A 13,146-nucleotide genomic window follows, 5' to 3' on the forward strand; every position below is an offset into this window, starting at 1 on the left:
GCCCGGATGAGGGAACCGGAGGATCCCGCGAAGATCACGGACGATACGCTTCCCACTCAACTCGGCTGCCGCACACAGACGATGGCGGCCCGGCCTGGACACACGGCCGAACCACGATGGGGGCGTAAACAGCCATGATGGGACCGGCACACTCTCTGTCAGGGGCAGCCGCCTGGCTGGGGGTGGGTGCCGCGGCCGCCGCCATGGGCCACACGATGCCCTGGCCCGTCCTGGTCGTGGGAGCCCTGATCACCGCCGGCGCGGCCCTCGCCCCGGACCTCGACCACAAGTCGGCCACCATCTCCCGGGCCTTCGGACCGGTCTCCAAGGCCGTCTGCGAGATAGTCGACAAGCTCTCGTACTCCGTCTACAAGGCGACCCGGGGCCCCGGTGACCCGCGCAGGACCGGCGGCCACCGCACCCTCACCCACACCTGGCTGTGGGCGGTGCTGATCGGCGCCGGAGCCTCGGCCGCCGCCGTCTTCGGCGGCCGGTGGGCGGTCCTGGGCCTCCTCTTCGTCCATCTCGTGCTCGCCGTGGAAGGCCTGCTGTGGCGGGCGGCCAGGGTCTCCAGCGACGTCCTCGTATGGCTGCTGGGCGCGACCAGCGCCTGGATCCTCGCGGGAGTGCTCGACCAGCCGGGCAACGGTTCGGACTGGCTGTTCGGCGCGCCCGGCCAGGAGTACCTCTGGCTCGGGCTCCCGATCGTGCTCGGCGCCCTCGTCCACGACATCGGCGACGCCCTGACCGTCTCGGGCTGCCCGATCCTGTGGCCGATCCCGCTGGGCCGTAAGCGCTGGTATCCGCTCGGACCGCCGAAGGCCATGCGCTTCCGGGCCGGCAGCTGGGTGGAGCTCAAGGTGCTGATGCCCCTCTTCATGATCCTCGGGGGAGTGGGCGGCGCGGCGGCGCTCAACGTCATCTGACGTCTCTTTCCGGTGGGCGGCGAGCCCGCCGCCGTAGCACCATGGCGGCATGCTGCTCGCCAGGCTCGCCCATGTGTCCCTGGAGGTCGCCGCGACCTCGGCCCGCACCCGGAAGACGGCCCTGCTGGCCGGGCTCTTCCGTGAGGTGGAGCCGGACGACGTCCCGGTCGTCATCCCGTACCTCGCCGGGCGCCTGCCGCAAGGGCGGCTCGGGATCGGCTGGAGCGCCCTGCGCCACGACGTGACGCCCGCGGACGCGCCCACGCTGACCGTCACGGAGACCGACGCGGAACTGACGGCCATCGGAGCCCTCGGAGGTCCGGGCTCGCAGGCAGCCCGCAAGGAACGCCTGACCGGCCTCCTGGGTGCCGCCACCGCCGACGAGCAGCGCTTCCTGCGCGCACTGCTCACCGGTGAGGTACGGCAGGGCGCGCTGGACGCCGTCGCCGTCGACGCCCTGGCCGACGCCGCCGGGGCACCGCCCGCCGACGTGCGGCGCGCCGTCATGCTCGCCGGGTCGCTCGGCCCCGTCGCCCGTGCGCTGCTCGCGGAAGGCCCCGGAAGCCTCGCCTCCTTCCGGCTCACCGTCGGCCGGCCGGTCCAGCCCATGCTCGCGCACACCGCCCGATCGGTGACCGAAGCGATCGACCGGCTGGGGGCCTGCGCAGTCGAGGAGAAGCTGGACGGCATCCGCGTACAGGTGCACCGCGACGGCGAGCGGGTCGGCGTCTACACCCGCACCCTCGACGACATCACCGACCGGCTCCCCGAACTCGCGGCAGCGGTGACCGGATTCCCCGCAGACCGGTTCGTCCTCGACGGCGAGGTGATCGCGCTCGGGGACGACGGGAGGCCACGGCCCTTCCAGGAGACCGCCGGCCGGGTCGGATCCCGGCGCGACGTCGCCACCGCGGCGGGCGCCGTCCCCGTGGTCCCCGTCTTCTTCGACGTGCTCTCCGTCGACGGCCGTGAGCTCCTCGACCTCCCCTTCGCCGAACGCCACCGGGAACTGGCGGCTCTGGTCCCCGAACCGATGCGCGTGCGCCGCGTCGTCGTCGAGGACCCGGCGGACGAGGCGCAGCGCGAGGCGGCCGTGGCGTTCTCCGAGGCCACACTGGCCCGCGGGCACGAGGGCGTCGTCGTCAAGGGCGACACGGCGACCTACAGCGCCGGCCGCAGGGGTGCCTCCTGGCTCAAGGTGAAACCGGTGCACACCCTGGACCTCGTGGTGCTCGCCGCCGAATGGGGCCACGGCCGGCGCACCGGGAAGCTCTCCAACCTCCACCTGGGGGCGCGCCGGGAGGACGGCTCCTTCGCGATGCTGGGCAAGACCTTCAAAGGGCTCACGGACGCCCTGCTCGCGTGGCAGACCGAAAGGCTCCAGGAGCTGGCCACCGGCGACGACGGGCACGTGGTGACGGTGCGCCCGGAACTCGTCGTGGAGATCGCCTACGACGGACTCCAGACCTCCACGCGCTACCCGGCGGGCGTCACGCTGCGGTTCGCCCGTGTCCTGCGCTACCGAGAGGACAAACGGGCCGAGGATGCGGACACGGTCGACACGGTGCTCTCCCGCCGGACATGACACCGGCCCCCGCCCCGGGTCGGGGACAGGGGCCGGGCGGGCGGCTCAGCCGCCGATGCCGGCGCCCGTCGTGTGCGCGCGGATCTCCTCGGGCGTGAGGTAGGCGTCGGTGTACTCGAAGTCGCGCAGGGTGGCCTGCTTCCGGGCCTGGAACCCCGTCCGCACGAAGTCGTCACCGGCGATCGCGTTGAGCAGCCAGTTGGTCATGACCCGGGTCTTCGCGACGTTCGTCCGCAGCGCCGCCCAGTGGTAACCGCGCGCCGCGGCCTGCGCCGGCATGCCCTTCAGCTCGATGCCCAGCGGCTTGGACACCGCGTCCCGGCCACCGAGGTCCACGACCAGACCGAGGTCCTTGTGGACGTACGGCTGCAGCGGACGGCCGCGCAGCGACGCGATGATGTTGTCCGCGAGCTTGCGGCCCTGGCGCATGGCGTGCTGAGCGGTGGGCGGGCAGATCGCCCCGTCGCCCTTGTCCAGGTCCGGCACCGCCGCCGCGTCGCCGAGCGCGAACACACCGTCGCTGCCGGGCAGCGTCATCTCCGGTGTCACCGCGAGCCGGCCCCGCACCGTCTCGGCGTCGAGCGTGGCGATCAGCGGACTCGCCGCGACGCCCGCGGTCCAGATCAGCGTGCGGCAGGGGAGCACCCGGCCGTCCGTGAACGTCACCTTGTCCGGCCCCGCCTCGGCCACGGAGACACCGAGCGAGACCTCGATCCCGCGCTTGCGCAGGATCTCCAGGGCACTGAGACCGAGCTTGTCGCCGAGCTCCGGCATGAGCTTCGGCGCGATGTCGATCAGATGCCACTTGATCAGCTTGGGATCCAGCCTGGGGTAGTGCTTGACGGCGTTGCAGGTGAGCCGCTGCAGACACGCGGCCGTCTCCGTGCCGGCGTACCCACCGCCCACCACCACGAACTGCAGCCGGGACGCCCGCTCCGCCTCGTCCTGACTTGCATCGGCCAGATCGAGCTGGGAGATGACGTGGTCCCGGATGTAGGCGGCCTCGGCCAGGGTCTTCATGCCCCGGGCGTTGTCGACCAGTCCCGGGATGTCGAAGGTCCGGGTGACGCTGCCCGCGGCCAGCACGATGTAGTCGTACGGCTCGTTCACGATCTCGTCCGTGATCTTGCGGACCACGCAGACCTTCGCCTTCGTGTCCACCCCGATGGCCCCGCCCGGCACGATCCGGGTGCGGTGGCGCCGGCTGCGGCGCAGGGAGACGGCGACCGACTGGGGGGTGAGCACCCCGGAGGCGACCTGTGGGAGCAACGGCAGATAGAGCTGGTACGAGAACGGGGTGACGAGCGCGATGTCCGCCTCGCCGGGGGCGAGAGTGCGCTCCAGCCGGCGCACGCACTCGACCCCGGCAAAGCCGGCGCCGACAACGAGAATCCTGGGTCGTGCCACGGTGTGCGTCCCTTCTCGGGTTTACGCGGTCATCGCTCGCCTGCCCCGTATCCGAGGCCAGTCACTCCCTCATCCTCACCGGAGGGGACCGAGTTCGCCTCTTGTGTGGCGGGGCCCTCCGCCGGACGGTGACAAGCGGCAGGCCCCGCCCCGGACGGCGAGCGACCGGAACCACCGCTCAGCCGTGCCAGGAACGCCACAGGGCCGCGTACGCGCCCTCCGCGGCCACCAGCTCGTCATGGCTGCCCAGTTCGCTGATCCGGCCGTCCTCGACCACCGCGATCACATCCGCGTCGTGCGCGGTGTGCAGCCGGTGCGCGATCGCCACCACCGTGCGGCCGTCCAGCACCTGCGCCAGCGACCGCTCCAGGTGCCGGGCCGCCCGCGGGTCCAGCAGCGACGTCGCCTCGTCCAGCACCAGCGTGTGCGGGTCCGCCAGGACGAGGCGGGCCAGGGCGATCTGCTGCGCCTGAGCCGGGGTGAGGGCCAGACCGCCGGAGCCGACCTCCGTGTCCAGACCCGCGTCGAGGGCCTTCGCCCAGCCGTCCGCGTCCACCGCGGCGAGCGACGCCCACAGCTCCGCGTCCTCGGCGGCCGTACGGGCGAGCAGGAGGTTGTCCCGGAGCGAGCCCACGAACACGTGGTGCTCCTGGTTGACGAGAGCCACATGGCTCCGTACCCGTTCGGCCGTCATCCGGGACAGCTCGGCACCCCCCAGCGAGACGGAACCCGCCCGGGGCGCGTAGATCCCCGCGAGCAGCCTCCCCAGCGTGGACTTGCCCGCACCCGACGGCCCGACGAGTGCCAGCCGTGTGCCCGGGGCGACGTCCAGGGTCACCTTGTGCAGGACGTCCACGCCCGCGCGGTAGCCGAAGTGCACCTCCTCGGCCTTCACCATCCGGCCCTCGGGACCGACGAGGTCGTCACCGGCGTCCGGCTCGATCTCCCGTACGCCTACGAGCCTCGCCAGCGACACCTGGGCGACCTGCAGCTCGTCGTACCACCGCAGGATCAGACCGATCGGGTCCACCATCATCTGCGCCAGCAGCGCCCCCGTCGTCAGCTGCCCGACGGTGATCCAGCCCTCGATCACGAACCAGCCGCCCAGTATCAGCACCGCGCCGAGAATCGTCACGTACGTGGTGTTGATGACCGGGAAGAGCACCGAGCGCAGGAACAGGGTGTACCGCTCCCATTTCGTCCACTCCGCGACCCGCTGGTCCGACAGCGCGACCCTGCGGGATCCCAGCCGGTGGGACTCCACGGTCCGCCCGGCGTCCACGGTCTCGGCGAGCGCGGCCGCGACCGCCGCGTACCCGGCCGCCTCCGAGCGGTATGCCGAGGGCGCCCGCCGGAAGTACCAGCGGCAGCCGACGACCAGCACCGGAAGCGCGATCAGGGCGGCGAGCGCCAGCGGCGGGGCGGTTACGGTCAGCGCACCGAGCAGCAGCCCCGCCCAGACGACCCCGATCGCCAGCTGCGGCACGGCCTCACGCATCGCGTTCGCCAGCCGGTCGACGTCCGTGGTGATCCTGGACAGCAGATCACCCGTACCGGCCCGCTCCAGGACGCCGGGCGGCAGGCCCACCGAGCGTACGAGGAAGTCCTCGCGCAGATCGGCCAGCATCTCCTCACCGAGGATCGCCCCGCGCAGCCGCATCGCCCGTGTGAACACGGTCTGCACGATCAGCGCCAGGGCGAACACCGCTGCGGTGCGCTCCAGATGGAGGTCGGTGACACCGCTCGACAGGTCCTCGACGAGCCCGCCGAGCAGGTAGGGCCCGGTGATCGACGCGATCACCGCGACCGCGTTGGCGCCGATCAGCACGGCGAACGGCCTGCGGTGGCGCCTCAGCAGGGCGCGCACATACGTCCGTACGGTCGTCGGCGTACCGACCGGCAGAGTCGTCGCCGACTGCGGTGCGGCCGGGTCGTACTCCGGTGGGGCCAGGCCGATCATGCTGTCTCCTCGATTTCCTCGGCCGTCCGGGGGGCGGTCCGGGCCGGGCGGACGTCGCCGGCCGCGGTGATCCCGTCCCGTGCGGCGGCCTCGTCCTCGGTCTCACGGGTCACGACCGCGCGGTACCGGTGGTCGTCCCGCAGCAGTTCGCGGTGCGTGCCCGCCGCGACGACCGTGCCCCCGTGCAGGAGCACGACGCGGTCGGCGACGTCCAGCAGCAGCGGCGACGACGCGAACGCCACCGTCGTACGGCCCCTGCGCAGCAGCTCGACACCGGCGGCGACCCTGGCCTCCGTGTGCGAGTCCACGGCGGACGTCGGCTCGTCGAGCACGAGCGCCTCCGGGTCGGTGACCAGCGACCGGGCCAGCGCCAGCCGCTGCCGCTGACCGCCGGACAGGGATCTGCCCCGCTCGGTGATCCGGGTGTCCATCGGATCTCCGTCCGTGTCGACGGACGCCTGCGCGAGAGCGTCCAGCACGTCCCCGCACCGGGCAGCGTCGAGCGCGTCCCCGGCCGACACGTCGCCTGAGGACGGGACGTCCAGCAGCTCCCGCAGCGTCCCGGAGAGCAGCACGGGGTCCTTGTCCTGCACCAGCACGGCGGCACGTGCCGTGTCGAGCGGCAACTCGTCCAGCGGCACACCGCCGAGCAGCACCGAGGGGGCCGGCACGGAAGCGTCGTCGTCCGGCTCGGTGTGGCCGCCGAGCCGCTCCGCCAGCCGTCCCGCCTCGTCGGGATCGCCGCAGACCACAGCGGTGAACAGGCCCTGCGGGGCCATCAGTCCGGTCACCGGGTCGTACAGATCGCCCTGGGGCACGGTGGTGTCCGCGCTCGGGGGGCGGGTACTGCGACGCAGCGACAGCACCCGGACCGCGCGCTGCGCGGACGGCCGCGAGAAGGAGTACGCCATGGCGATCTCCTCCACGTTGCGAAGAGGGAAGAGCATCAGGGTCGCCGCGCTGTACACGGTGACCAGTTGGCCGACGTCGATCCGGCCGTCCCGGGCCAGCGTCGCGCCGTACCAGACCAGCGAGATCAGCAGAACTCCCGGCAGGAACACCTGGATCGCCGAGATGAGCGCCCACATCCGGGCACTGTGGACGGCCGCCTCGCGGACCTCCTGGGAGGCACGCCGGTAGCGGCCGAGGAACAGCTCCTCGCCGCCGATGCCGCGCAGCACCCGCAGTCCGGCGACCGTGTCGGAGGCCAGCTCCGTGGCCCGGCCCGCCTTCTCGCGCTGGAGATCCGCCCGGCGGGTGGCCCGGGGGAGCAGCGGCAGTACGGTCAGCGCGAGGACCGGGGTGGCGATCGCGACCAGCACCCCGAGCGAGGGCAGGTAGAGGACCAGCCCGACGCAGATCAGCACGAGCGCGGTCGCGGCGGCCAGGAAGCGCGACAGCGCCTCGACGAACCATCCGATCTTCTCGACGTCGCCGGTGGACACGGCGACCACTTCTCCGGCCGCCACCCTCCGCGTCAGCGCCGAGCCGAGCTCCGCGGTCCGGCGCGCCAGCAGTTGCTGGACCCGCGCGGCGGCGGTGATCCAGTTGGTGACCGCCGTCCGGTGGAGCATGGTGTCGCCGAGGGCGATGAGGACGCCGAGGACGGTGAGGAGGAGGCCGGCCCTCGCCAGGTCCCGGCCGGAACGGTCGATGACGGCCTCCACCGCCAGACCGACGGCGAGTGGCAGGCCCGCGATCGCGCAGTGGTGGAGCAGCCCCCAGGCGAGGGACTTGAGCTGGCCGGCGAGCTGGTTCCGCCCGAGCCAGAGGAGGAAACGGGGGCCTGACCTCACATCGGGATCGCCGGGATCCGAATACGGAAGATCGCGAATCTGCATGACGTCCCAAGGATCGGAAGCGGAGATCCGTGGAGGACCTCGTGGAACAGTGGGGGACCAAACCGTGCAAGGTTCGCTTCCTGACCCCGTCCGGGGCAACCGATTATTTCGGGGCGGGGGACCGGGCCCCGGCGCCGGGGCCCGGTCCCCCGCCCCGAGTCCGGACGCCGGGGCCCGATCCGGCCTACTCGTCGGGCTGTTGGGAGTCCATGCCCGGCCGTGCCTTCTTCCACTCGCCGCGGGTGAAGTCCGGGATCTGCTGCGGGGCGCCCCCGGCCTTGATGGAGAGGTGGCTCAGCGGGACCGGCGCGGTCCAGGTGGCCGCGTCGTACACGTCGAAGTCGGGTACGAGCCCGAGGCGCATGCACTGCATCAGCCGGAACACCAGCATGTAGTCCATCCCGCCGTGTCCACCGGGCGGGTCGGCGTGCTCCTTCCACAGCCAGTGGTCCCAGTCGGCGTACGCGGAGAAGTCCGCCCACTGGTCGTCGGTGTGATCGGGCTCCAGGTAGATACGGGCCGGGTAGTCCTCGAAGACGCCCTTCGTGCCGCCGAGGCTGTTGATCCGTGAGTAGGGGTGGGGCGTCGACACGTCGTGCTCCAGGCGGATCACCCGGCCCTTGGCCGTCCGGACGAGACTGATCGTCCGGTCGCTCTCGATGTAGGTCTCCTTCCAGCTCGGGTCGCCCTTGGGCATGTGCTGCTCGCGGTACTCGGCGAGGCCGAGCGAGGGGGAGCCGACGCTGGTGATGGACACCGCGCGGTCGCCGCGATTGACGTCCATGTAGTTGGCGACCGGCCCGAAACCGTGGTTGGGGTAGAGATCACCGCGCAGCCGGGTGTGCCACAGCCGTCGCCATGGGCCCTCGTAGTAGTCGGGGTCGAACATCAGCCCGCGCAGATCGTGGTTGTACGCGCCCGCGCCGTGCAGCAGATCGCCGAAGAGGCCGGCGTGCGCCATCCGCAGCACCCGCATCTCGTTCTGGCCGTAGCAGCAGTTCTCCAGCTGCATGCAGTGCCGCCGGGTCCGCTCGGAGAGGTCGACCAGCTGCCAGAGCTGGTCGAGCCGCAGCGCGACCGGACACTCGACGCCGACGTGCTTGCCGTTGAGCATGGCGGTCTTCGCCATCTCGAAGTGGAAGTCCCAGGGCGTGGCCACGTAGACGAAGTCGATGTCGCCGCGCTTGCAGAGGTTCTCGTAGTCGTCCTCGCCGTTCGTGTACACGGCGGGGGCCGGCTGGCCGGCCGCCGTGACCTTCGCGGCGGCCTGTTCGGCCTTGTCCTTCACCGGGTCGCAGACGGCGACGACCCGCACCCCGGCCACGGCGAGGAAGAGATCGATCATGCTGCCGCCGCGATTGCCGAGGCCCACGATGCCGACCCGCACGGTGGAGCGCCGGTCGAAGGGGACGCCGGCCATGGTGGCGCCCTTGCGGGCGGGGGAGGCGGCGGCGTCGGAGTGGGCGGCGGGCGCGTTCTCCGCCGCAGCCGCGGAGCCGCTGCCGAGTGCCCCGAAGCCGAGTCCGACGCCGGCGATTCCGGCTGCCCCGGCTGTGGTGCGAAGCACGGAACGACGGCTCATCGAGCCGTCGTCCGTGGTCAGAGGGTCCAGGTCCTGTGGTGCGTCGTCATTCATCGAGCCTCCAGAAAGGGCGATCCGACGGTGCGCAGACGAATCCGGGGACCCGCGAGGAGGCGGGTGCCCGGACCTTGGTAAGGACCTTGAACGGTGGGGCTGTTGTTGTGCAAGGGATGGGATTGGACTCTCGCGCGTAAACCATGGACTTTGCTGCGGCCGACGTCGCGGCGGAGGGCCGGTGGCGCACGGGACGGGGGGCGACGTACAGCCGTGCGGACATGCGCCCGGCCCCAGACGAGCGGTCATGCGCCCGGTTCGGACGTACGGGCGTGCCCGGTTCGGACGTACGGGCGTGCCCGGTTCTCAGAGGACCGGGCGGGTGGCCCGCTCCAGCTCGATCAGCGCCGAGTGGTAGGGGTGGCCGGTGGCCCGGTCCATGCCGATCTCGCACATCCGGTTGGCCGACAGATAGGCGTCGTACTCCCGGGCGCCCACCTCGGCACCCTCCTTGGCGGTCGCCGAGTCCGTGAGCTCCTTGTGCAGCATGCCTCGGTCGCCCGCGAAGGCGCAGCAGCCGGCGTCGTCGGGGACGACGACCTCCTCGGCGCATGCCTCGGCGACCGTACGCAGGTGTGCCACATCGCCGAGATGCTGCATGGAGCAGGTCGGGTGGAGCACGGCGGAGCCCGTCCTGCGGAACACGGTCAGGGCGGGAAGCAACTCCTCGGCCGCCCAGACGAGCGAGTCGACGACGGACAGCTCACGGTGCAACTCCCGGTTGGACGCGGTGAGATACGGCACCACCTCGTGCGCCAGGCCCAGCGTGCACGAGGATGCGTCGACCACCAGCGGCAGCCTGCCGCCCGCGGTCCAGCCCCAGGCGGCCTCCACGATGCGGTTGGCCATGACCGCGTTGGCCGCGTCGTAACCCTTGGAGTGCCAGATCGTCGCGCAGCAGGTCCCCGCGACGTCCTGGGGGATCCATACGGGCTTTCCGGCCCGCGCCGACACGGAGACCACCGCGTCGGCGAGTGACAGCGCGCCCTGGTCCTCGGGTCCGGCGAAGATGCGGTTCACACAGGCCGGGTAGTAGACGGCACGCGCCCCCGCCCGCGCGGTCGGGGGGAGCCTGCGCGACGCGGCGCCAGGAATTTCCGGCAGCCACTCCGGCACGAGATCCGGACGGACCGCCCGGCGGGCGAGCCTGGTCAGGGCCCCGAGCACCCGGTCACCGGCCGCTCCGGGCACGGTGTGGGCCGCGGCGACCGCGAGTCGCGCCGTGGTCTCCACCGCCGTGAAGTACTTCGCGGTGAGCACCGCGACCCGCTCCTCGCGGGGGGAGTGCCGATGGTGGCGGAAATCCTTCATCATCGCGCCGGTGTCGATGCCGACCGGGCAGGCCAGCTTGCAGGTGGAGTCGCCCGCGCAGGTGTCCACGGCGTCGTAACCGTAGGCGTCCAGCAGACCGGCCTCCACGGGGGAGCCGTCCGGCTGGCGCATCATCTCCCGGCGCAGCACGATGCGTTGGCGCGGAGTGGTCGTCAGGTCCTCGCTGGGGCAGGTCGGTTCGCAGAAACCGCACTCGATGCACGGGTCGGCGACCGGCTCAACCGTGGGGATCGTCTTCAGCCCGCGCAGATGTGCCTTCGGGTCGCGGTCCAGGACGATCCGCGGCGCCAGCACCCCCTCGGGGTCGATGACCTGCTTCGTACGCCACATCAGCTCGGTCGCCTTCGGGCCCCACTCCCGCTCGAGGAACGGAGCGATGTTGCGGCCGGTGGCGTGCTCCGCCTTCAGCGACCCGTCGAAACGGTCGACGACCAGCGTGCAGAAGTCGTCCATGAACGCGGCGTACCGCTCGACATCGGTGGGTTTCGCGGCGTCGAAGGCGAGCAGGAAGTGGAGATTCCCGTGTGCCGCGTGGCCGGCGACGGCGGCGTCGAAGCCGTGCACCGCCTGGAGCTCGAGCAGTGCCTCGCAGGCCTCCGCGAGCCGGGACGGCGGAACGGCGAAGTCCTCGGTGATCAGCGTCGTGCCCGACGGGCGGGAGCCGCCGACGGCCGTGACGAACGCCTTCCGGGCCGTCCAGTAACCCGCTACGGTCCCGGCGTCCCGGGTGAACTCGTTGGTGACGGAGACGGCCGGCACGACGAGGTCGAGACCGCTGACGACCGAGGCCGCCGTCTGCTCGTACGCCTCCAGCGCGGCCTCGTCCGGGGCGCGGAACTCCACCAGGAGCGCCGCCGTGGCCCGGGGGAGGCCCGCCCAGTCCGCGGGGACGCCCTGGACCCTGACCGAGGCGCGCAGAGTGTTGCCGTCCATCAGCTCCACGGCGATCGCGCCCGCCTCGTTGAACCGGGGCACCGCTGCCGCCGCCGAGGTCAGGGAAGGGAAGAACAGCAGCGCGGAGGAGACGTGCCGGTCCAGGGGCAGGGTGTCGAAGACGATCTCGGAGATGAAGCCGAAGGTGCCCTCGGAGCCGACCATCAGCCCCCGCAGGATCTCCACGGGGGTCGATCCGTCGAGGAACGCGTCGAGGCGGTAGCCGTTGGTGTTCTTGATCTCGTACTTGGCACGGATCCGGGCCGTGAGCGCGGCGTCCGCCTCGATCTCCGCCTTGAGCGCCATCAGTCCGTCGCACAGGCGTGGCTCGGCGCGGCGGAGCAGCTCGTCGGCGTCGGACCCGGCCGTGTCGACCACCGTGCCGCTCGGCAGGACGAAGGTGAGGGAGGAGACCGTGCGGTACGAGTTGCGCGTCGTCCCCGCGGTCATCCCCGAGGCGTTGTTCGCGACGACACCGCCGACGGTGCAGGCGATCGCGCTGGCGGGATCGGGGCCGAGCAGCCTGCCGTGCCGGGCCAGCGTGATGTTCGCCCGCATGACCGTGGTGCCCGGGCGGACACGGGCCCGTGCCCCGTCGTCCAGGACCTCGATACCCGTCCAGTGCCGGCGCACGTCCACGAGGATGTCCTCGCCCTGCGCCTGGCCGTTGAGGCTCGTGCCCGCCGCCCGGAAGACGACGTCGCGGCCCTTGCCGTGCGCGTAGGAGAGGATCGCGGAGATGTCGTCGATGTCCTCGGGAACCACGACGACCTGCGGAAGGAAGCGGTAGGGGCTGGCGTCCGAGGCGTAACGCACCAGGTCGGAGATCTTCCAGAGGACCTTCTCCTCGCCGAGCAGGGCGGTCAGGCCGGCCCGCAGGTCCGCCGGCGCCCCCGACGCCTTCCAGCCGGGCACCCGATCGGGGGACGGCGGGCGTGCCGTCCCGGGGCGCAGTGCTTCCGGCTTCGGCTCCAGCAGCGGCATGTCAGGTCCCCTCGACGCTGCGGTGCGGGGACCGCACCGCATGCCTCAGCAGCGGCGGCGCTCCGGCATTCCGTCGACCAGAGCGGTGAGCAGTCCGCCGAGCACCTCACGCTGTTCGGCGGTCAATGGAGCCAGGATCTCCTCCGCGGCGGCCTTGCGCGCGGCACGCATCGAACGGAGCACGGCCCGGCCCTCCTCGGTGATCTCGATGCGGACCACCCTGCGGTTGGCCGGATCAGGGGCGCGCCGCACCCGGCCGCTCGTCTCCAGGCCGTCGACCAGGGTGGTCACGGCGCGCGGGACGACGTCCAGCCGCTCGGCGAGATCGGCCATGCGGGGCGCGCCGTCGTAGTGCGCTGTCGTGCGCAGCAGGCGGAACTGGGCCGGGGTGATGCCGATCGGCTCCAGCTGCCGGCTCTGGATGCGCTGGAGGCGGCGGGTGAGCCGCAGCAGCTGCTCGGCGAGCATGCCGTCGGAGTCGGGGGAGTCCATGAGGGAACAATATCAGGACCTTGTTCATTGTGAATAGAGGTAACAATGAG

8 protein-coding genes are annotated in these 13,146 nt (G+C 71.9%); 2 read left to right on the forward strand and 6 right to left on the reverse strand.

The genetic code is table 11. The features are described from left to right. Positions 1-134 precede the first annotated feature (134 nt). Both AB0P41_RS20460 and AB0P41_RS20465 read left to right on the forward strand, forming a co-directional pair. Positions 135-926: a metal-dependent hydrolase gene (locus tag AB0P41_RS20460; protein WP_365933318.1), complete on the forward strand. Its 792-nt coding sequence runs from the start codon at positions 135-137 to the stop codon at positions 924-926. Positions 927-975: 49 nt separating this feature from the next. After that, on the forward strand, positions 976-2,511 hold the full coding sequence (locus AB0P41_RS20465; RefSeq protein ID WP_365933319.1) for an ATP-dependent DNA ligase: 1,536 nt from the start codon (positions 976-978) through the stop codon (positions 2,509-2,511). 45 nt (positions 2,512-2,556) lie between these two features. On the opposite strand, the gene AB0P41_RS20470 is transcribed toward AB0P41_RS20465, so the two are convergent. From AB0P41_RS20470 to AB0P41_RS20495, 6 genes are all read right to left on the reverse strand, one after another. Beyond that, positions 2,557-3,918, reverse strand: coding sequence for an NAD(P)/FAD-dependent oxidoreductase (locus AB0P41_RS20470; RefSeq protein WP_356714913.1), 1,362 nt, complete (start codon positions 3,916-3,918; stop codon positions 2,557-2,559). 178 nt (positions 3,919-4,096) lie between these two features. After that, positions 4,097-5,878: an ABC transporter ATP-binding protein gene (locus AB0P41_RS20475; RefSeq protein ID WP_356714911.1), complete on the reverse strand. Its 1,782-nt coding sequence runs from the start codon at positions 5,876-5,878 to the stop codon at positions 4,097-4,099. Then, the gene (locus tag AB0P41_RS20480; RefSeq protein ID WP_356714909.1) at positions 5,875-7,719 is read right to left on the reverse strand and encodes an ABC transporter ATP-binding protein; all 1,845 of its coding nucleotides are present in this window, start codon (positions 7,717-7,719) and stop codon (positions 5,875-5,877) included. The genes AB0P41_RS20475 and AB0P41_RS20480 overlap by 4 nt, the downstream gene beginning before the upstream one ends. 184 nt (positions 7,720-7,903) lie before the next feature. Next, positions 7,904-9,355, reverse strand: a complete 1,452-nt coding sequence (locus AB0P41_RS20485; protein ID WP_365933321.1) for a Gfo/Idh/MocA family oxidoreductase — start codon at positions 9,353-9,355, stop codon at positions 7,904-7,906. 306 nt (positions 9,356-9,661) lie between these two features. Next, a complete protein-coding gene (locus tag AB0P41_RS20490) occupies positions 9,662-12,604 on the reverse strand; it encodes an FAD-binding and (Fe-S)-binding domain-containing protein (protein ID WP_365933323.1) in 2,943 nt (980 codons plus the stop codon). Positions 12,605-12,649: 45 nt separating this feature from the next. Further along, positions 12,650-13,096, reverse strand: a complete 447-nt coding sequence (locus AB0P41_RS20495; protein ID WP_356714055.1) for a MarR family transcriptional regulator — start codon at positions 13,094-13,096, stop codon at positions 12,650-12,652. Positions 13,097-13,146: the final 50 nt, after the last annotated feature.

The sequence above is a fragment of the Streptomyces sp. NPDC079167 genome (assembly GCF_040686735.1).
In the GTDB taxonomy this organism is placed as follows: domain Bacteria; phylum Actinomycetota; class Actinomycetes; order Streptomycetales; family Streptomycetaceae; genus Streptomyces.